Source organism: Streptomyces kronopolitis (assembly GCF_014646275.1).
In the GTDB taxonomy this organism is placed as follows: Bacteria; Actinomycetota; Actinomycetes; order Streptomycetales; family Streptomycetaceae; genus Streptomyces; species Streptomyces kronopolitis.
Genome location: NZ_BMND01000016.1, coordinates 143,405 through 162,073, shown reverse-complemented (window position 1 = coordinate 162,073; position 18,669 = coordinate 143,405). Strand labels below are relative to the sequence as shown.

General features: G+C 71.9%; 19 protein-coding genes. 5 read left to right on the top strand and 14 right to left on the bottom strand.

The genetic code is table 11. From position 1 onward, the window contains the following. The coding region (locus IEY78_RS18980; RefSeq protein WP_189099816.1) for a TerD family protein at nt 1-666 on the top strand (666 nt) is incomplete at its 5' end. Nucleotides 667-976: 310 nt separating this feature from the next. After that, nucleotides 977-1,822 carry a class I SAM-dependent methyltransferase gene (locus IEY78_RS18975; RefSeq protein ID WP_189099814.1) on the top strand — a complete coding sequence of 282 codons (846 nt, stop codon included), beginning with the start codon at nt 977-979 and terminating at the stop codon, nt 1,820-1,822. A 53-nt stretch (nt 1,823-1,875) separates the two neighbouring features. Here IEY78_RS18975 and IEY78_RS18970 read toward each other — a convergent pair whose 3' ends face one another. Together IEY78_RS18970 and IEY78_RS18965 are read right to left on the bottom strand one after the other, a co-directional pair. Then, nucleotides 1,876-3,327, bottom strand: coding sequence for an alkaline phosphatase PhoX (locus IEY78_RS18970; protein WP_189099841.1), 1,452 nt, complete (start codon nt 3,325-3,327; stop codon nt 1,876-1,878). A gap of 201 nt (nt 3,328-3,528) precedes the next feature. Beyond that, nucleotides 3,529-5,043, bottom strand: a complete 1,515-nt coding sequence (locus IEY78_RS18965; RefSeq protein WP_189099812.1) for a hypothetical protein — start codon at nt 5,041-5,043, stop codon at nt 3,529-3,531. A 278-nt stretch (nt 5,044-5,321) separates the two neighbouring features. On the opposite strand from IEY78_RS18965, the gene IEY78_RS18960 reads away from it, so the two are divergent. From IEY78_RS18960 to dapA, 3 genes are all read left to right on the top strand, one after another. Beyond that, nucleotides 5,322-7,163: a DUF8508 domain-containing protein gene (locus IEY78_RS18960; protein ID WP_189099810.1), complete on the top strand. Its 1,842-nt coding sequence runs from the start codon at nt 5,322-5,324 to the stop codon at nt 7,161-7,163. 126 nt (nt 7,164-7,289) lie between these two features. Then, on the top strand, nt 7,290-7,439 hold the full coding sequence (locus IEY78_RS18955) for a hypothetical protein (RefSeq protein WP_167511565.1): 150 nt from the start codon (nt 7,290-7,292) through the stop codon (nt 7,437-7,439). A 154-nt stretch (nt 7,440-7,593) separates the two neighbouring features. Next, a complete protein-coding gene (gene dapA / locus IEY78_RS18950) occupies nt 7,594-8,559 on the top strand; it encodes a 4-hydroxy-tetrahydrodipicolinate synthase (RefSeq protein ID WP_189099808.1) in 966 nt (321 codons plus the stop codon). Here the strand turns inward: dapA and IEY78_RS18945 are convergent. From IEY78_RS18945 to IEY78_RS18890, 12 genes are all read right to left on the bottom strand, one after another. Beyond that, nucleotides 8,471-9,460 carry an EI24 domain-containing protein gene (locus IEY78_RS18945; protein ID WP_229700040.1) on the bottom strand — a complete coding sequence of 330 codons (990 nt, stop codon included), beginning with the start codon at nt 9,458-9,460 and terminating at the stop codon, nt 8,471-8,473. The genes dapA and IEY78_RS18945 overlap by 89 nt on opposite strands. Nucleotides 9,461-9,591: 131 nt before the next feature. Continuing rightward, entirely contained in the window at nt 9,592-10,605 is a 1,014-nt protein-coding gene (gene dapD, locus IEY78_RS18940) for a 2,3,4,5-tetrahydropyridine-2,6-dicarboxylate N-succinyltransferase (protein ID WP_189099806.1), read from the bottom strand. Between the two features lie 132 nt (nt 10,606-10,737). Further along, nucleotides 10,738-11,277, bottom strand: coding sequence for a TetR/AcrR family transcriptional regulator (locus tag IEY78_RS18935; RefSeq protein WP_189099805.1), 540 nt, complete (start codon nt 11,275-11,277; stop codon nt 10,738-10,740). Beyond that, nucleotides 11,277-11,597: a DMT family transporter gene (locus tag IEY78_RS18930; RefSeq protein WP_189099803.1), complete on the bottom strand. Its 321-nt coding sequence runs from the start codon at nt 11,595-11,597 to the stop codon at nt 11,277-11,279. The genes IEY78_RS18935 and IEY78_RS18930 overlap by 1 nt, the downstream gene beginning before the upstream one ends. A gap of 127 nt (nt 11,598-11,724) precedes the next feature. Beyond that, a complete protein-coding gene (locus IEY78_RS18925) occupies nt 11,725-12,060 on the bottom strand; it encodes a metal-sulfur cluster assembly factor (protein WP_189099801.1) in 336 nt (111 codons plus the stop codon). Continuing rightward, nucleotides 12,057-12,515 carry a Fe-S cluster assembly sulfur transfer protein SufU gene (gene sufU / locus IEY78_RS18920; protein ID WP_189099799.1) on the bottom strand — a complete coding sequence of 153 codons (459 nt, stop codon included), beginning with the start codon at nt 12,513-12,515 and terminating at the stop codon, nt 12,057-12,059. The genes IEY78_RS18925 and sufU overlap by 4 nt, the downstream gene beginning before the upstream one ends. 54 nt (nt 12,516-12,569) lie before the next feature. Continuing rightward, complete coding sequence (locus IEY78_RS18915) at nt 12,570-13,826, bottom strand: cysteine desulfurase (protein WP_189099797.1); 1,257 nt, start codon at nt 13,824-13,826, stop codon at nt 12,570-12,572. A gap of 88 nt (nt 13,827-13,914) precedes the next feature. Continuing rightward, complete coding sequence (gene sufC / locus IEY78_RS18910) at nt 13,915-14,679, bottom strand: Fe-S cluster assembly ATPase SufC (RefSeq protein WP_189099795.1); 765 nt, start codon at nt 14,677-14,679, stop codon at nt 13,915-13,917. A gap of 7 nt (nt 14,680-14,686) precedes the next feature. Next, nucleotides 14,687-15,004, bottom strand: a complete 318-nt coding sequence (locus tag IEY78_RS18905) for a non-heme iron oxygenase ferredoxin subunit (RefSeq protein ID WP_030086270.1) — start codon at nt 15,002-15,004, stop codon at nt 14,687-14,689. Next, nucleotides 15,001-16,221, bottom strand: coding sequence for a Fe-S cluster assembly protein SufD (gene sufD, locus IEY78_RS18900; protein WP_189099793.1), 1,221 nt, complete (start codon nt 16,219-16,221; stop codon nt 15,001-15,003). The genes IEY78_RS18905 and sufD overlap by 4 nt, the downstream gene beginning before the upstream one ends. Nucleotides 16,222-16,292: 71 nt before the next feature. Further along, complete coding sequence (gene sufB, locus IEY78_RS18895; RefSeq protein WP_189099791.1) at nt 16,293-17,714, bottom strand: Fe-S cluster assembly protein SufB; 1,422 nt, start codon at nt 17,712-17,714, stop codon at nt 16,293-16,295. Next, on the bottom strand, nt 17,711-18,577 hold the full coding sequence (locus IEY78_RS18890; protein ID WP_189099790.1) for a helix-turn-helix transcriptional regulator: 867 nt from the start codon (nt 18,575-18,577) through the stop codon (nt 17,711-17,713). The genes sufB and IEY78_RS18890 overlap by 4 nt, the downstream gene beginning before the upstream one ends. Between the last annotated feature and the right edge of the window lie 92 nt (nt 18,578-18,669).

The window sequence follows — 18,669 nt, the reverse complement described above, 5'->3', positions numbered from 1 at the left end:
GCCCCGGCCCCGGGCGCCCCGCCGCCCGCCGCCACGACCGGTGCCCCGGCTCCCGCGCCGTCCGCCCCGGCCCCGGCCCCCGGCACCGGAAAGATCAACCTCGACAAGGGCCGGGTCAGCCTGCAGAAGAACCAGACGGTCTCGCTGGTCAAGGGCGGCCGCCCGATGCTCAGCTCGGTCCGGATGGGCCTCGGTTGGGAGCCCGCCTTCCGCGGCAAGAGCATCGACCTGGACGCCTCCGTCCTCGCCTACGGCCCGGACCGCAAGAAGGTCGACAACTGCTTCTTCGGCAAGCTGATGATCCTGGGCGGCGCGATCCAGCACTCCGGCGACAACCTCACGGGCGAGGGCGCCGGCGACGACGAGGCGATCACCGTCCATCTCGGCGGGCTGCCCCCGGAGGTGACCGGCCTGGTCTTCGTCGTGAACTCCTTCTCCGGCCAGAAGTTCTCCGAGGTCGCCAAGGCGTACTGCCGCCTGCTGGATGACCGAAGCGGGGAGGAGCTGGTCCGCTTCGACCTCACCCACGCCGAGCCGCGCACGGGCGTCATGATGGCGAAGCTCGTGCGCCAGTACTCCGGCGAGTGGGAGATGACCGCGCTGGGCGAGTTCGTCGACGCCCGCACGGTCCGCGGCATGACCAAGCCGGCCGCCCAGGCGCTGTGAGCCGGGGCGGTTAGCCGCTCGGACGGCCCCGCCCGACGAGGTCCCGCCCGGCCCTGCCCCGCCCGCGGTCCGGGGCGGGGCCGCCCGCGGCGGCGAGACGGCAGGACAGACCGGCATGACGGCCCGTCAGCGTCCGTACCGGCGGCGCGCCTTCCCCGGTGCGGGAGTGCTCCGGGCCGAGAATCGTGCCGTCCGTATCCGTACCGCCGGGTGCCACCGCATCCCGTCCGCCGACCGCCGCGCCCCGGGATCCCGCCCTCCCCCGCCCCGTCCCCGCACGGCACGGCACGGCACGCACGAGGAGCGTTCGATGACGCAGCAGCCGCCGCCCGCCGGGCCCCCGGACCTGCCCGACCGGGTCGTGGAGGTCTACGGCGAGCACGACCTCAGCACCGTCCCCGCCTTCGCCGGCGGCTTCATCAACTTCGGCTACTGGGCGGAGCCGGCCGGCCCCGCGGACCGGCCGCTGACCGAGGCCGACCGCATCCGCAGCGAGCAGGACCTCTACCGCCTGGTGCTCGGCACCTTCGCGGGGACGCGGGGCCGCACCGCGCTGGAGGTCGGCTGCGGCCGCGGGCTGGGCTGCGCGCTGGCGCTGCGGGAGTTCGGCCTGGGCACGGTCATCGGGCTGGACGCGCACCCCGACCAGATCGCCCGCGCCAGGGAGGCGAACGCGGAACTGCTCGCCGCCCCGGACACCGCCGGCCGGCTGGAGTTCCGCCTGGGCGCGGCGCAGGCCCTCCCGCTGCCCGACGACAGCGTGGACTGCCTCTTCTCCGTCGAGGCCGCGCAGCACTTCCGCGATCTGCCCGGTTTCGCCCGGGAGTCGGCGCGGGTGCTGCGCGCGGGGGGCCGGCTGGCGCTGACGACGTTCTTCGCCCGCACCCCGGCCGCCGCCCGCGCGCTGCCCGAGCTGCTGCCCCCGTACGCCGACGGCCTGGACGTGCCGCACGTGGTCGACGAGGTCGCAGCGGAGCTCTCCGCGGCGGGCCTGCGCCAGGTCGGCGTCCGGCCGATCGGCGAGGGGGTCTGGGAGCAGTACGACCGCTACATGGCCCAGCGGCCGCAGCTGCGCGACGAGTGGCCGCGCCGCTATCTGACGGCCTATGAGACCGGTCTGCTGGACTACTACGTCCTCACCGCGACGGCCGGCTGAGGCCCGCCGCCGCTCCGGGCGGGGGCCTCGCCGTCCGGCCACCGGCGGATCGGCTACCGCTGCCGGCGGTGCCGCTTCCACGGGCCGGTGATGGCCAGCATGATGCCGGGCTCCTGGATGTTGGCGAACAGGGTCCGCCCGTCCGGGGAGAACACCGGGCCGGTGAACTCGCTGAACTCCGGCTTGTCCGCGGTGCCGATGTTCAGCTCGTTGCGGGCGACGGGGTAGGTCCGGCCGTCGTCGGTGGCGCCGAAGAGGTGCTGCACGCCCTCGCCGTCCTCGGCGATGATCAGACCGCCGTAGGGCGAGACGGTGATGTTGTCGGGGCCGTCCAGCGCGCCGTCCCGCTCCGGGTCCGGGTTGACGCCCAGCAGCACCTTCAGGGTCAGCGTCCGGCGCCGCGGGTCGTAGAACCACACCTGCCCGTCGTGCGGCACCGGGCTCTCGGCGCGGGCGTAGGACGAGACGACGTAGGCGCCGCCGTCCGCCCACCACAGGCCCTCCAGCTTGCGGGCGCGGGTGATCTCGCCGTCCTTGAACTGCTTGCGGACCGACACGCTCCGGGCGTCGCGGTCGGGCACCTCGACCCAGTCGACGCCGTAGACGGTGCCGGCCTTGGTGGCGCGCGAGAGGTCGTCGACGAACCGGCCGCCGGAGTCGAAGCACTTGAAGGCCTCCAGCACGCCCGCGTCGGCGGCGAGGGTGCGCAGCCGGCCGTGGCCGTGCCGGAAGCCGTGCGGCGGGGTCCAGCGGTAGAAGAGGCCGTTGGGGTCGGCGGCGTCCTCGGTCAGGAAGAGGTGGCCGCGCTTGGGGTCGACGACGACGGCCTCGTGGGCGTACCGGCCCAGCGCCTTGACCGGGTGGGGCTGCCGGCCCGCCGCGAGGTCGTGCGGGTCGACCTCGAAGACGTAGCCGTGGTCCTTCGTCATGCCGTGCTCGCCGGCCTTGTCCTCGGTCTCCTCGCAGGTGAGCCAGGTGCCCCAAGGGGTGGTGCCGCCCGCGCAGTTGGTCGACGTGCCGGCGATGCCGACCCGCTCGCCGACCGGGGTGCCGTCCTTGGCGACCTCGACGACCGTGCAGCCGCCGGCCGCCGCCGGGTCGTAGACCAGCCCCTCGGTGAGCGGCACCGGGTGCGGCCAGTCGGCGCGCGGGCCCTTCAGCTCATGGTTGTTGACGAGCAGGGTGGTGCCGCGGTGACCGGCGAAGGTGCCGGTGCCGTCGTGGTTCGAGGGGGTGGACTCACCGCTGTCGAGCGTGGTGACGCCGGTGCGGGTGATGATCCGGTACGAGAACCCGGCGGGCAGGGCGAGGATGCCGTCCGGGTCGGGGATCAGCGGGCCGTAGCCGGCGCCGTGCCCCTGCGGGCTGCCGTCGCTTCCCGCGTCCGGCAGTTCCTCGGCGAGGGCGCCGGGCGCGCTGGCCAGCACGCCCGCGCTGCCGGCCAGCGCGACTCCCGCGCCGGCGAGGGCGGAACGCGTGGCGAAGTCTCTTCGAGTGAGCGGCATTGTCATCTCCACGATGGCCGGAATCGTCTCCCCTGGGACCTGCGCCGCACACGTTTCCGCGCGCCGTCGAACTCCAGTTGAACGCCGCGCGACATCCAGGAAGCAGTTGGGGCCGGTCCGGCGGACCGGGGCCGGGCGGGCCCTGATCCGCCGGACCGGCCCCCGCGGCGCGTCGCGCGCCGCCCGGCCGTCCGGCGCCGCTCAGTCCGACTGCCGCGAGCGCGCCTTGAACGCGGCCTTGCGGGCCTCCTTGGCGGCCTTCTTGTCCGGGTGCAGCCGGCCCATGGCCTCCAGGACGTCGGCGGTGGCCGGGTGGTCCACCCGCCAGGCCGTCTCGAAGAAGCCGCTGTGCTGCTCGGTCAGGCCCAGGATCAGCTCGCGCAGCTCGTCGGCGGCCTCCTCGTCGGCGCTGTCGAGCTGCGCCGCGATGGTGTCCACCGTCAGCCAGAAGATCATCTCCTGGGACGGCTCGGGGATGCCGGGCAGCGCCCGCTCGGCGAGCCAGACCCGGGCCAGACCGCCCAGCTGCCGGTCGTCGAGCACCGCGCGCAGCGCCTCCTCGGCGTCCGGAGAGACCAGGGAGAGGGTCTGCTGGGTGGCCAGCCGGCGGCGCGGGGCGTCCTCGTCGTCGCCCCGGGCCGCGGCGAGCAGGTCCCGCGCGGCGTCCAGCGGCGTACGGGCGGCGAGCCAGCGCTCGGACTCGGCCTGGGCGAGCGGCTCGGGGTAGTCGGGCAGCGCCGCCAGGAGGACGTCGGCGCCCTTGTCGGTGAGGTCGCCGACGGCCGGGGCGTCCACCCCCGCGTCCAGCATCCGGGCGCGGACGGCGTAGACGCCGAGCGGGGTGAGGCGGACCAGGCCGTAGCGGGAGACGTCCTCGTCGGTCAGCGGCCCGTCGCCGGAGGTGGCCGGCGCGCCGTCCGGCCGGACCGCCTCGCCGTCCTCGTCGAGCTCCTCGATGAGCGCCTCGTCGACGGGCTGGTAGGCGACCAGGCCGATCGGCTCCAGCACCCGGAACTGGTCGTCCAGGCGCATCATCGCCTCGGAGACCTCTTCGAGGACGTCGTCGGTGGGCTCGTCCATGTCCTCCGGGACGATCATGGAGGCGGCCAGCGCGGGGAGCGGGACCGCCTGGCCGGGGTCCTCGTTCAGGGCCGTGAGCAGATAGAGGTTGCCGAGGATGCCGTCCAGCAGCTCGGCCTCCTCCTCCGGGTTCCAGTCGATCGAGTCCAGGTCCAGCTCGCCGCCCTGGGTGAGCTGGTCGGCCAGGTCGGACAGGTCGGGGGCGGCCGCGTCGGCGAGCACGGTCTCCATGCCGCCGAGCCAGATGTCGAGGACGTCCTGCGGGCTGCCGGAGGTGAGGAGGGTCAGCTCCTCGCCGGGGGTGGCGGTGCCGGCCGCGGCGTTGTCGGGCAGGTCGGTGCCGTCCTCGCCGTCGGGGGCCTCCTCGATCTCCACGAGTCCGGTGTCCACGGCGAGCTGCCAGGCCTCGGCGGTGTACGCGGGGCCGTCCTCGTCGCCGGCCAGGCCGAGGTGCTCGGTGGCGGCGGCCAGCGGCTCCTGGAGGATCTCGCCGCCCACCCCGACCGGGACGCCCCGCTCGGCCCAGCGGGCGAGCTGTGCGGCGCGGGCCATCAGCGGGGCGCTGAGCGCGTCCCGGGCCAGCTCCGCTTCGGAGTGCAGCCGCACCGGCGGCAGGGTGGGACGGTCTGCGGACATCGGGTGCTCAGCTCCTCGTACGGACTACGGCTGGGGGTACTCCCCCGGCTACCGCTCGGGAGAAGGACCCCCGCCCAGCGGTGGCTGGGGTGTGCGCCGCCCAAGCGTAGACGGAATTCTCCGGATCTCGGACGGTTCACCCCCGCGACCCCCGCCGGTCACCGGCAGAGGCTTGACAACTCCCGTGCGCACACAAGAGATTGACGCGCGTAGCGCGCCGGTTACCGCTCCGTAGGCTCGCTGCACCGACCACCCCCCATCACCCCTCGGAGGCATGCATGCCGTCCCGTCGTTCGCTCCGCAAGCCCCTCGCCCTCGGCGCGGTGGCCTGTGCCGCCCTGGCCGGCGGACTGCTGACCAGCACGCAGTCCGCCTCCGCGGCCGGCACCCGGATCCACGACATCCAAGGCAGCACCCGGATATCCCCGCTGGCCGGACAGGAGGTCAGCGAGGTGCCGGGCACCGTCACCGCGATCCGCTCGTTCGGCTCGGCCCGCGGCTTCTGGGTGCAGGACCCGCACCCGGACAAGAACCCCGCCACCAGCGAGGCGGTCTTCGTCTTCACCGGCAAGGAGACCCCGAAGGTCGCCGTCGGCGACTCGATCACCTTCTCCGGCACGGTCAGCGAGTACTACCCGGGCGGCAAGGACGCCGGTCTGCAGTCCGTCACCGAGATCACCGGTGCGAGCTGGAAGACGGTCTCCTCCGACGCCCCGCTGCCGGCCGCCTTCAAGCTCAACGCCGCCTCGGTGCCGAATCGTTACGCCCCGTCGGCCGGCGGCGGCAAGAGCATCGAGTCGCTGAAGCTGCGCCCCACCTCGTACGCGCTGGACCGCTACGAGTCGCTGGAGGGCATGCGGGTCTCCGTCTCCGGCGCCCCGGTCGTCGGCCCGACGAACAGCTACCACGAGCTGTGGGTGACCGCCGAGCCCCGCCACAACCGCACGACCCGCGGCGGGACGCTCTACCGCTCGTACGCGGACCCCAACGGCGGCCGGCTCAAGGTGGCGTCGCTGATCCCGTTCTCGCAGCAGCCCTTCCCGGTGGCCGACGTCGGCCAGGCGCTGACCGGCACCACCGCCGGCCCGCTGGACTACGACAACTTCGGCGGCTACAGCCTCCAGGCCACCGAGCTGGGCAAGGTCACCGACCACGGCCCGGCGCCGGAGACCACCCGCAAGCAGAAGTCCGACGAGCTGGCGGTGGCCACCTACAACGTCGAGAACCTCTCCCCCGCCACCCCGCAGGCCAAGTTCGACCGGCTGGCCAAGGCGCTGGTGACCAACCTGTCCACCCCCGACGTCGTGGCGCTGGAGGAGGTCCAGGACGACAGCGGCCCCAAGGACAACGGGGTGGTCACCGCCGGGGAGACCCTCAAGAAGCTGACCGACGCCATCAAGGCGGCCGGCGGCCCGGCGTACGAGTCGCGGCAGATCGACCCGGTCAACGACCAGGACGGCGGCCAGCCCGGCGGCAACATCCGCACGGCGTTCCTGTTCAACCCCGACCGGGTGTCGTTCACCGACGTCAAGGGCGGCGACGCCACCACCCCGGTCAAGGTCGTCGGCGACCACGACAAGACCACGCTGTCCGCGTCCCCCGGCCGGATCGCCCCGACCGACGAGGCGTGGAAGGACAGCCGCAAGCCCCTCGCCGGCCAGTTCTCGCTGAAGAGCCGCCCGGGCAGCCGCGTCTTCGTGATCGCCAACCACTTCAACTCCAAGGGCGGCGACCAGGGCCTGGACAGCCGCTTCCAGCCGCCGGCGCGGACGTCGGAGACCCAGCGCACCGGCCAGGCCCAGCTGGTCAACGGCTTCGTCAAGGATCTGCTGGCCAAGGACCCGAAGGCCGGCGTCGTGGTGGCCGGCGACCTCAACGACTACCAGTTCTCGCCGGCCCTGAAGGACCTCACCGCCGGCGGGGTGCTCACCGACCAGGTCAACCGGCTGCCCGCCGCCGAGCGCTACGGCTACGTCTACAGCGGCAACTCCCAGGTGCTGGACCACATGCTCACCACCCGCCCGCTGACCAGGGCGGACTACGACATCGTGCACATCAACGCCGAGTACGCCGACCAGGCCAGCGACCACGACCCGCAGGTGCTGCGCGTCCGCCCCTGACCCCGACGGCAGGTCACCCCGCGTCACCCTCCCGTCACCCGTCCGGCCCACGTCCGGGGGCCGACCGCCGCGGGGGGTGCGGTACTGGGCACGTAAGAAAAGTTCGGCGAGACATAGGGAGTCACCATGCCGAAGTCCCAGAACCGAAAGTCGGGCAACAAGGACCGTGCCGCCGAGCGGCGCGCCGACCAGCGGAAGCCGAAGTCGTCGGAGGAGTCCGCGTCCGAGCGGACCCAGGACCTGAAGCGTTCGCGGAATGGCCTGACTGACGCGTGATGGGCTTGTGATGCCCGAGCGGCCGTCGCACCGACAGGTGCGGCGGCCGTTCCGCGTTCCCGGCCGCCCCACCCAGAACCTCGCAGCAACGCTTAACGAATCACCCAGAACAACTCACTGGACGTGAAATATGAGGCGCCCCCAGACTCCTGGCATGACCACCGTGACCCACCCCCTCACCCCCCGGGCGGCCGCGCCGCCCTTCGGACGCACGGCGACCGCCATGGTCACCCCGTTCACCGCCGACGGCGAGCTCGACACCGACGGCGCACAGCGGATCGCCACCCACCTCGTCGACGACGGCGGCTGCGACGCCCTGGTACTGAGCGGCACCACCGGGGAGTCCCCGACCACGACGGAGGCCGAGAAGGAGACCCTGCTGCGGGCCGTCGTCGAGGCCGTCGGGGACCGCGCGAAGATCACCGCCGGGGTGGGCACCAACGACACCCGGCACACCGTCGCACTGGCCCGCAGCGCCGAACGGGCGGGCGCACACGGCCTGTTGGTGGTCACGCCCTACTACTCACGGCCCACCCAGGAGGCCGTCACCCAGCATCTGCGGACGGTCGCGGACGCCACCGGGCTGCCGGTGATGCTCTACGACATCCCGGGCCGCACCGGCACCGCGCTGAGCGCCGCCACCCTGCTGCGGCTGGCCGCCCACCCGCGGATCGCCGCGGTCAAGGACTGCGGCAACGACCTGCTGAAGTCGGCGAAGGTGCTGGCCGCGACGGGTCTGGCCTACTACGCGGGCTGCGACGAGCAGATCCTGCCGCTGCGCGCCCTCGGCGGCGCCGGGTGCGTCAGCACCGCCGGCAACGCCGCGCCGCGGGCGGTGTGCGCCGTCCTGGACGCCTATGACGCCGGGGACACCGCCACCGCGGCCCGCCGGCAGCTCGCCCTGGTCCCCCTCATCGAGGCGGTCACCGGCGGCGAGACGCCCGGCGCGGTCACCGCGAAGGCGCTGCTGAACCACCTCGGGCTGCCCGCGGGGCCGGTCCGCGGACCGCTGCTGGCCGCGGACGCCACGCTCACCGCCCGGCTGGTGGACGCCCTGCGGACGACTCTGGACCGGACGGCGGATACGGATACCGCGGTGCCGGCGGCGGTCCCTGGTTAGGCGGGAAGGGCGCGGGCGCCGGCCCGGAGCCGCCCTGCGGTCCGTACGGTGCGCCCGGGCCCTGCTGCCCGTGCGGCGCGCCGGCCGCGGGCTGCCCGTGGTGCGGTGCCCCGGCCGGGTCGGGGCCGGCCGCGGCCTCCTCCCGGTCCGGGTCCGGCCCGGCGGCGTCCGGCACCAGGTCCCGCACCAGCAGCGTCGCCCCGGCCACCGCGCCCGGCATCAGCACCACCGCGACGAACGGGATCAGGAACAGCAGGACGACGGGGGTGCCGAAGCCGACGGCGAGCCCCTTGCGCCCGCGCAGCAGCCGCAGCCGCTCGCGCACCGGGACCCCGCGACGCTGCATGGCCACCGAGGTCAGCTCGACGGCGAGGAAGAAGCCGGAGACGCAGAAGCCGACGGCGGGGATCACGGTCTGCCCGAGGAAGGGCACGAAGCCGAGGACGAACAGCAGGATGCCGAAGCCGGCGGCCCGCAGCAGCACATGCACGCTGTCGCGCAGCGCGATCCAGACCTCCTGCCACAGCGGCCGGTCCGGGTCCGGCGGGCAGTGGCCCTCGGACTCCTCGACGGCGCGGGACAGCGACTCGTAGAAGGGGTCGCCGATCAGCAGGGTGACGGCGGTGAACGTCAGCACCGACAGCGTCAGCCCGCCGGCGAACAGCAGCGCCACGAACACCCCGCGCAGCAGCCCCTGCCAGGGCTCGCCCCAGCCGTCGGCGAACGGCGTCGCCCAGGCCGCGAGGTCGCCGGACCACAGGGCGAGCGCGGTGAGCACCCCCGCGTACAGCACCAGGGCGATCAGCGCCGGGATCAGCCCGAATCCCCACCAGCGGCCGTGCCGGGCGACCCAGCGCTGGCCCTTGCCCAGATACCGTATCCCCGCTACAAGATCACGCATGGCGCAAAGCCTAGCGGCGGCCGTCCGGGAGCGGGACGGCGGTGGACGGCGGCCGGCCGCGACGGGCCGCGGGCGGCAGCGCCGACGGCCCGGCGGGGGTCCGCCGGGCCGTCGATGCTTGTGGTCCGCGCTCAGTTGTGGCTGTGCAGGACCTCGTTCAGGCCGCCCCAGGTCGCCTTGTTCGGGCGGGCCTCGACGGCACCGGTGGTGGAGTTGCGGCGGAAGAGGATGTTGTCCGCGCCGGAGAGCTCCAGGGCCTTGACGATCTGGCCGTCGGGCAGGGTGACCCGGGTGCCCGCGGTCACGTACAGACCGGCCTCGACCACGCACTCGTCGCCCAGCGCGATCCCGATGCCGGACTCGGCGCCGAGCAGGCAGCGCTCACCGACCGAGATGATCTGCTTGCCGCCGCCGGAGAGGGTGCCCATGGTGGAGGCGCCGCCGCCGACGTCGGAGCCGTCGCCGATGACCACACCCGCGCTGATCCGGCCCTCGACCATGGAGGTGCCCAGCGTCCCGGCGTTGAAGTTGACGAAGCCCTCGTGCATGACGGTGGTGCCGGCCGCGAGGTGGGCGCCCAGGCGCACCCGGTCGGCGTCCGCGATCCGCACCCCGGCGGGCGCGACGTAGTCGGTCATCCGCGGGAACTTGTCGATGCTGGTGACCATCAGGTGCAGGCCCTCGGCGCGGGCGTTGAGGCGCACCGTCTCCACCTGGTCGACGGCCACCGGGCCCAGCGAGGTCCAGGCGGCGTTGGCCAGCAGGCCGAACACGCCCTCCAGGTTCTGCCCGTGCGGCTTGACCAGCCGGTGGCTGAGCAGGTGCAGGCGCAGGTAGGCGTCGTGCGCGTCCAGCGGCTTGTCGTCGAGGGAGGCGATGACCGTACGGACGGCGACGACCTCGACCTGGCGGACCGGGTCGGGGCCGATCGCCTTGAGCACGGTGGCGCCCAGCAGTTCGGTGGCGCGCGCGTCGTCGAGGCGCTCGGTGCCGGCCGGGCCGAGGTCCGCGGCGGACGCGGCGACCAGCTCGGGCGCCGGGAACCAGGTGTCGAGAACGGTGCCGTCGGGGGTGACGGTGGCGAGCCCGGCGGCCACGGCGCCGGTCGTACGGGAAGAAGCAGCGGAAACAGCAGCATCGGTCATGCTCGAAACCTAACCGGAGGGCGCCCGCCGAGGCGAACCGGTCTCAGCGATCGGCCCCGGCGCCCCACCGGCCCCACGGGCCGCACGAGCACCGCCCGCCTACCGCTCCGCGTCAGCCCGTCCGCCGCCCGGTCAGCCCAGCACCCCGGCCAGCCCGTCGCGCACCACGGCGGGTTCGAAGGGCGCCCCGGTCAGCAGATGCTGCAACAGCAGCCCGTCGGCGAAGGCCACCACGGCGCGCGCGGTCCGCTCGTCGCCGATCTTCCGGCCCAGCAGCCGCACCATCTCCTCCAGGCACTCGGCGGCGATCGGCCGCACCGCCGCGTGCCGCAGCGCCGCCAGATACAGCTCGTACTCCAGCTCCACCCGCGCGCGGTCGCCGGCCAGGGTGTCCGCCACCAGCCGCGCGACCTCCTCGGCCAGCGGCACCGCCGGATCGAGCCGGTCCACCCAGCGCGCGAAGTCGGCCAGCCACTCGCCGTTGACCTGCCGCAGCGCGGCGCTCAGCAGCTCGTCCAGGGTCGCGAAGTGGTACGTGGTCGAGCCGAGCGGCACATCCGCCGCGGCGGCCACCGACCGGTGGCTGAGCCCGGCGATCCCGCGCGCGCCGACCACCTCGATCGCCGCGTCGATGATCCGCTGCCGCCTGCCGGGGTCGTGGCGCCTGGGCATCAGTGCGCCCCGCCCAGATTCAGCACCACGACGCCGGCGATGACCAGCAGCACCCCGAGGATCTTGAGCGCACTGGTGCTCTCCCCCAGGAACACCATCCCGATCACGGCGATCACCGCCGTGCCGGCCCCCGACCAGATGGCATACGCGGTCCCCACGCTCATCGACTTGAGCGTCTGCGCGAGCAGCACGAAGGCGATCAGATAGCCCACCGCGGTACCCACCGACGGCCACAGCTTGCTGAAACCCTCGCTGTACTTCATCGCCGTGGTCGCGAGGATCTCGGAGAGAATCGCCCCGGCAAGCGTCAGATAGACCATGCGTACGACCGTACACAACGTTGCGTACGGGCGTACATATCCCGCGGCGACACGCCCCGGAACGCCGAAACGGCCGTGTCCGCCGGTGGTGACCGGCGGACACGGCCGTCGTGCTCGGGAGATCCCGTCAGACGTTGAAGCCCAGCGCGCGGAGCTGCTCGCGGCCGTCGTCGGTGATCTTGTCCGGGCCCCACGGGGGCATCCAGACCCAGTTGATCTTCAGTTCGTTGACGATGCCGTCCGTGGCGGACCTCGCCTGGTCCTCGATGACGTCGGTCAGCGGGCAGGCCGCCGAGGTCAGCGTCATGTCGATGGTGGCGATGTTGGCGTCGTCGACGTGGATGCCGTAGATCAGTCCCAGGTTGACGACATCGATGCCCAGCTCGGGGTCCACGACGTCGTACAGCGCCTCGCGGACCTCTTCCTCCGAGGCCGGCTTGGTGGTGGTCGGGGTGTCGGTCATGCGGTCTTCGCCTCCTCGGAGAGGGCCTTGGCCGTGGCGTCCTTCCAGGCCATCCAGCTGAGCAGGGCGCACTTCACGCGCGCCGGGTATTTGGAGACGCCGGCGAACGCCACCGCGTCCTCCAGGATCTCCTCCATCGCGTCATCCGGCTCCACCTGGCCCTTGGACTGCATCAGCTCCAGGAAGGTCTCCTGGATCTTCTGCGCGTCCCCGAGCGGCTTGCCCACCAGGAGCTCGTTGAGCACCGAGGCGCTGGCCTGGCTGATGGAGCAGCCCTGCCCCTCGTAGGACACGTCGGCGATCGTCGCGCCGTCGAGCCGCACGCGCAGCGTGATCTCGTCACCGCAGGTGGGGTTGACATGGTGCACCTCGGCGTCGCCGTCCCGAAGACCGCGCCCGTGCGGGTGCTTGTAGTGGTCCAGGATGACGTCCTGGTACATGGAATCCAGCTTCACGGCTCAGTCAGTCCTCGTCCTCATCCGCTGTGCTTGGTAACCGGCTGTGTCTGTTTAACCGAAGAAGTTGCGGACGTGCTCCAGGCCCTCGACCAGGGTGTCGACCTCGGCGGGGGTGGAGTACAGATAGAACGACGCTCGCGTGGTCGCAGGAATTCCGAAGCGCAGGCAGACCGGCCGTGCGCAGTGGTGGCCCACCCGCACCGCGATGCCCTGCTCGTCCAGCACCTGGCCGACGTCGTGCGGGTGGATGTCGCCGAGCGTGAAGGAGAGCGTCGCCCCGCGGTCCTCGGCCGTGCTCGGGCCGATGATGCGCAGGTCGGGGACCTCCAGCAGCCGCTTGACGGCGTACTCGGTGATCGCGTGCTCGTGGGCTGCGATGTTGTCCATGCCGATCGAGGTGAGGTAGTCCACGGCCGCGCCGAGGCCGACGGCCTGGGCGATCGGGGGCGTACCGGCCTCGAACTTGTGCGGCGCGGGCGCGTACGTCGACGAGTGCATCGAGACGGTCTCGATCATCTCGCCGCCGCCGAGGAACGGCGGGAGGTCCTCCAGCAGCTCCTGGCGGCCCCACAGCACGCCGATGCCGGTCGGGCCGCACATCTTGTGGCCGGTGAAGGCCACGAAGTCGGCCTGCAGCGCCTGGACGTCCAGCACCATGTGCGGGGCGGCCTGCGAGGCGTCGATGCAGACCAGCGCGCCGACCTCCTGGGCCCGGCGGATGATCGCCTCGACCGGGTTGATGGTGCCCATGATGTTGGAGACCAGCGTGAAGGAGACGATCTTCGTCCGCTCGGTGATGATCTCGTCGATGTTGGACAGGTCGAGGCGGCCGTCGTCGGTGATGCCGAACCACTTCAGCTTCGCGCCGGTGCGCTGCGCGAGCAGCTGCCACGGGACGATGTTGGAGTGGTGCTCCATCTCCGTGATGACGATCTCGGTCTCGCGGTCCACGCGGTAGGGCTCGTCGGCCCAGCCGAGCATGTTGGCCACGAGGTTGAGCGACTCCGAGGCGTTCTTGGTGAAGATCACCTCGTCGCGGCTCGGCGCGTTGATGAAGGCGGCGACCTTGTCCCGCGCGCCCTCGTACAGCGCCGTGGCCTCCTCGGCGAGCACATGCACGCCGCGGTGGACGTTGGCGTTGTGACGTTCGTAGTAGGCGTTCAGGGCGTCGAGGACCTGGCGCGGCTTCTGCGAGGTCGCCGCGTTGTCCAGGTAGACGACCTTCTTCCCGTCATGGATCTGGCGATCCAGGATGGGGAAGTCCTTGCGGATCGCCTCTGTGTCGAGGAGGCCCGGCAGCTGTGTCACACCCGTGCCCTTTCGTTCGCTTCTCCGCCCGCGAGGCGCACCTGCGGGTCGCAGGTCGTCCGCGGGCCGGTGGCCTCGCGCGCGTCGCTCACAGGTTTGCGCCACCCTTCGTGTACTCCTCGTAGCCCTCGGCCTCCAGCTTGTCGGCGAGCTCGGCGCCGCCGGACTCGGCGATCCGGCCGTTGGCGAAGACGTGGACGTGGTCGGGCTTGATGTAGCGCAGGATGCGCGTGTAGTGGGTGATCAGCAGGGTGCCGACCTCGCCGGTCTCGCGGACGCGGTTGACGCCCTCGGAGACGGTGCGCAGCGCGTCGACGTCCAGGCCGGAGTCGGTCTCGTCGAGGATCGCGATGGCGGGCTTCAGCAGCTCCAGCTGAAGGATCTCGTGGCGCTTCTTCTCACCGCCGGAGAAGCCCTCGTTGACGTTGCGCTCGGCGAAGGCGGGGTCCATCTGGAGCCGCTCCATGGCCTCCTTGACCTCCTTGACCCACAGCCGCAGCTTGGGGGCCTCGCCGCGGATCGCGGTCGCGGAGGTGCGCAGGAAGTTGGAGACCGAGACGCCGGGCACCTCGACCGGGTACTGCATGGCGAGGAAGACGCCGGCGCGGGCGCGCTCGTCGACGGACATCTCCAGGACGTTCTCGCCGTCGAGGGTGACGGTGCCACCGGTGATCGTGTACTTGGGGTGACCCGCGAGAGAGTAGGCGAGAGTCGACTTGCCGGAGCCGTTGGGGCCCATGATGGCGTGCGTCTCGCCCTGCTTCACGGTCAGGTCGACGCCCTTCAGGATCTCGCGCGGGCCGTTCTCGGCCTCGACGGAGACGTGCAGGTCGTGGATCTCAAGCGTTGCCATGGGGAACTCAGGACTCCTGGGTGACGGAGACGAGCACGTCGTCCCCTTCGATCTTGACGGGGTAAACGGGGACGGGGCGCGTCGCGGGAAGGCCGCTGGGCTTGCCGGTGCGCAGGTCGAAGCTCGAACCGTGCAGCCAGCACTCGATCGAGCAGTCCTCGACCTCTCCCTCCGAGAGGGAGACGTTGGCGTGCGAGCAGATGTCGTTGATCGCGAACACCTCGCCCTCGGTGCGGACCAGGGAGACGGGCGTGCCGTCGAGTTCCACCCGCTTGGGGGTGTCCTCCTCCAGCTCGCTCAGCGCCGCCGCGCGTACGTAGGTCATGCCGCGGACGCTTCCAGCTCGGCCTCGATCTTGCTCATCAGACGCTCTTCGACGTCCGGGAGGCCGATCTGCTGGACCAGCTCGGCGAAGAAGCCGCGGACGACCAGTCGGCGGGCCTCGTCGGCCGGGATGCCGCGGGCCATCAGGTAGAACAGCTGCTCGTCGTCGAAGCGGCCGGTGGCCGAGGCGTGTCCGGCGCCGACGATCTCGCCGGTCTCGATCTCCAGGTTGGGGACCGAGTCGACCCGCGCGCCGTCGGTGAGGACGAGGTTGCGGTTGAGTTCGTAGGTGTCCGTGCCGGTGGCCGAGGCCTGGATGAGGACGTCGCCGATCCAGACCGCGTGGGCGTCCTGCCCCTGGAGCGCGCCCTTGTAGACCACGTGCGAGCGGCAGTTGGACGCCTTGTGGTCGACGAAGAGGCGGTGCTCCTGGTGCTGGCCCTGCTCGGTGAAGTACAGACCGTAGAACTCGGCCTCGCCGCCGGGCGCCGCGTAGGTGACGCGCGGGTGCAGCCGGACGAGGTCGCCGCCGAAGGTGACCACCACGGACTTGAAGCTGGCGTCCCGGCCGACGAGGGCGTTGTGCTGGCCCACGTGGACGGCGTCGTCGTCCCAGTCCTGGACGGAGACGACGGTCAGCTTGGCGCCGTCGCCGAGAAGGTAGTCGACGTTGGCGCCGAGCACCGCGTCGCCGGTGTGGTCGATGACGACGACCGCCTCGGCGAACGCGCCGAGTTCGACGACCTGGTGGCCGAAGGTCGTGCCGCCCTCACCGTGCACGGTGATGCGGATGGGCTCGGTCAGCACGGTCTCCTTGGGGACCGAGACCACCGAGGCCTTCTCGAAGGAGCTGAACGCCTGGGCGGCGACCCGGTCCACGGGCTTGCCGGCCTTGCCGACCCGCGGGTCGGAGCGGTCGACCAGCTGGTGGGTGACGCCCTCCGGAGCCGTGATGTCGATCTTCAGGTCGGGACCGCCGGCCACGGCGCTGCCGTCGTGCAGGCCCTTCAGGCGCGCGAGGGGCGTGAAGCGCCACTCCTCCTCGCGGCCGTGCGGCACCGGGAAGTCCGCCACGTCGTAGGACGGCGGGGCGCTCATCCGGGTGGCGACGGTGGACTCCGCGGCCACCGCGAGGGCGCCCGTGGTCGTGGATCCCGCCGGTGCGGGTCCCCCCGCCCGAGCGGTGCCGGGAGTGGGGGAGTTCTGAGCCTCAGCCATGGCTGTCGTCTAGCTCGCTTTCTTGAAGAGGACGCTGCCTCGTGAATCCGTTGCTGCCCGGTGGCCGGGGGTCAGCCGACCGCGCCTTCCATCTGCAGCTCGATCAGCCGGTTGAGCTCCAGGGCGTACTCCATCGGCAGCTCACGCGCGATCGGCTCGACGAAGCCGCGCACGATCATCGCCATGGCCTCGTCCTCCGACAGGCCGCGCGCCATCAGGTAGAAGAGCTGGTCCTCGCTCACCTTGGAGACGGTCGCCTCGTGGCCCATGGAGACGTCGTCCTCGCGGACGTCGACGTAGGGGTAGGTGTCCGAGCGGGAGATGGTGTCCACCAGCAGGGCGTCGCACAGCACGTTGGACTTGGAGCCCGCGGCGCCCTCGCCGATCTCGACCAGACCGCGGTAGGAGGTGCGGCCGCCGCCTCGCGCCACCGACTTGGAGACGATGTTGGAGGAGGTGTTCGGCGCCATGTGCACCATCTTGGAGCCGGCGTCCTGGTGCTGGCCCTCGCCCGCGAAGGCGATGGACAGGGTCTCGCCCTTGGCGTGCTCACCCATGAGGTAGACCGCCGGGTACTTCATCGTCACCTTGGAGCCGAGGTTGCCGTCGACCCACTCCATGGTCGCGCCCTCGTAGGCGACGGCGCGCTTGGTCACCAGGTTGTAGACGTTGTTCGACCAGTTCTGGATGGTCGTGTAGCGGCAGCGGCCGCCCTTCTTGACGATGATCTCGACGACCGCGGAGTGCAGCGAGTCGGACTTGTAGATCGGCGCCGTGCAGCCCTCGACGTAGTGGACGTAGGCGTCCTCGTCGACGATGATCAGCGTCCGCTCGAACTGGCCCATGTTCTCGGTGTTGATCCGGAAGTAGGCCTGCAGCGGGATGTCGACATGGACGCCCTTGGGCACGTAGATGAACGAGCCGCCGGACCACACCGCGGTGTTCAGCGACGCGAACTTGTTGTCGCCGACCGGGATGACCGTGCCGAAGTACTCCTGGAAGAGCTCCGGGTGCTCCTTGAGCGCGGTGTCGGTGTCCAGGAACAGGACGCCCTGCGCCTCCAGGTCCTCGCGGATCTGGTGGTAGACGACCTCGGACTCGTACTGCGCGGCGACACCGGCGACCAGGCGCTGCTTCTCCGCCTCGGGGATGCCGAGCTTGTCGTAGGTGTTCTTGATGTCCTCGGGCAGGTCCTCCCAGGAGGCGGCCTGCTGCTCGGTGGAGCGGACGAAGTACTTGATGTTGTCGAAGTCGATGCCCGACAGGTCGGAGCCCCAGTTCGGCATGGGCTTCTTGTCGAACAGCTTCAGGCCCTTGAGCCGGAGCTTGAGCATCCACTCCGGCTCGTTCTTCTTCGCCGAGATGTCGCGGACGACGGCCTCGGAGAGCCCGCGCTTCGCCGAAGCGCCGGCCACGTCGGAGTCGGCCCAGCCGTATTCGTACTTGCCCAGGCCCTCGAGCTCAGGGTGAGCAGTCTCCGTGGGGAGCGTCATGCGGGGTTCCTCCCGGCCGTGCTGGCGGATGCTGTGGTGGTCTTGGTGGTGCCTGGCGTGCGGTGAGCGGCCTTGCCGGCGCCGGCCTTCGGGACGAAGGTCGTGCACACCCCGTCGCCATGGGCGATGGTGGCCAGCCGCTGTACATGGGTCCCGAGCAATCGGGAGAAGACCTCGGTCTCCGCCTCGCACAGCTGCGGATACCGCTCGGCGACATGGGCGACCGGGCAGTGGTGCTGGCAGAGCTGTTCACCGAGCTGGGGATTGGGCGCGCTGCGCGCCGTAGCAGCGTACCCGTCCGCGGTCAATGCCTTCGCCAGGGCCTCGGTACGGGCCTCCGGTCCGGCGGCCTCGACCGCCGTGCGGTAGCCCTCGGCCTGGGCGGCGAACCGGGCGCGGGCGAACGCCGCGACGGCCGCCTCGCCCTCCTTGCCGCCGCCCGCGCTCTGCGCGATCCAGCGCAGCGCGTCGGTGGCGAGCTGGTCGTAGGCCTGGTCGAAGGCGTCCCGTCCGCAGTCGGTGAGGGCGAAGGCCCGGGCCGGACGGCCGCGGCCGCGGGTGCCGTAGACCCGCTTCTCGCGGGGCTCGACGACGCCGTCGGCGGCCAGTGCGTCCAGATGGCGGCGGACGGCCGCCTGGGTCAGCTCCAGCCGGAGGGCCAGTTCGGCCGCGGTGGAGGGACCGTGATCGAGAATGGAGCGGGCGACCTTGTTGCGGGTGCCCTGCTGTTCGTCGTGCGGCGCCGCGGGCACGGTGCCGGCGGCGCGGCCTCCGACCTGCTCGGTCTGCTCGGGCGCGGAGGCGGCCGGCCCGGCGGCGTGCTCGGCCGCGGGCCCTTCCTGATCCTCGCTCGCGTATTTCACAACGCCATTGTTGCGTAATTCGCCGAAGCGAGACAAGCCTCACCCGGACCACGAGCGGGTGGCCTCTATCACTTAGGCTCACCTAATTCAAG

Excerpts from the sequence above, each read along its gene's own strand:
- IEY78_RS18975 (WP_189099814.1), top strand. The coding sequence starts at position 977 with ATGACGCAGCAGCCGCCGCCCGCCGGGCCCCCGGACCTGCCCGACCGG.
- IEY78_RS18970 (WP_189099841.1), bottom strand. The coding sequence starts at position 3,327 with ATGCCGCTCACTCGAAGAGACTTCGCCACGCGTTCCGCCCTCGCCGGC.
- IEY78_RS18965 (WP_189099812.1), bottom strand. The coding sequence starts at position 5,043 with ATGTCCGCAGACCGTCCCACCCTGCCGCCGGTGCGGCTGCACTCCGAA.
- IEY78_RS18960 (WP_189099810.1), top strand. The coding sequence starts at position 5,322 with ATGCCGTCCCGTCGTTCGCTCCGCAAGCCCCTCGCCCTCGGCGCGGTG.
- IEY78_RS18955 (WP_167511565.1), top strand. The coding sequence starts at position 7,290 with ATGCCGAAGTCCCAGAACCGAAAGTCGGGCAACAAGGACCGTGCCGCC.
- dapA (WP_189099808.1), top strand. The coding sequence starts at position 7,594 with ATGACCACCGTGACCCACCCCCTCACCCCCCGGGCGGCCGCGCCGCCC.
- IEY78_RS18945 (WP_229700040.1), bottom strand. The coding sequence starts at position 9,460 with ATGCGTGATCTTGTAGCGGGGATACGGTATCTGGGCAAGGGCCAGCGC.
- dapD (WP_189099806.1), bottom strand. The coding sequence starts at position 10,605 with ATGACCGATGCTGCTGTTTCCGCTGCTTCTTCCCGTACGACCGGCGCC.
- IEY78_RS18935 (WP_189099805.1), bottom strand. The coding sequence starts at position 11,277 with ATGCCCAGGCGCCACGACCCCGGCAGGCGGCAGCGGATCATCGACGCG.
- IEY78_RS18930 (WP_189099803.1), bottom strand. The coding sequence starts at position 11,597 with ATGGTCTATCTGACGCTTGCCGGGGCGATTCTCTCCGAGATCCTCGCG.
- IEY78_RS18925 (WP_189099801.1), bottom strand. The coding sequence starts at position 12,060 with ATGACCGACACCCCGACCACCACCAAGCCGGCCTCGGAGGAAGAGGTC.
- sufC (WP_189099795.1), bottom strand. The coding sequence starts at position 14,679 with ATGGCAACGCTTGAGATCCACGACCTGCACGTCTCCGTCGAGGCCGAG.
- IEY78_RS18905 (WP_030086270.1), bottom strand. The coding sequence starts at position 15,004 with ATGACCTACGTACGCGCGGCGGCGCTGAGCGAGCTGGAGGAGGACACC.
- sufD (WP_189099793.1), bottom strand. The coding sequence starts at position 16,221 with ATGGCTGAGGCTCAGAACTCCCCCACTCCCGGCACCGCTCGGGCGGGG.
- sufB (WP_189099791.1), bottom strand. The coding sequence starts at position 17,714 with ATGACGCTCCCCACGGAGACTGCTCACCCTGAGCTCGAGGGCCTGGGC.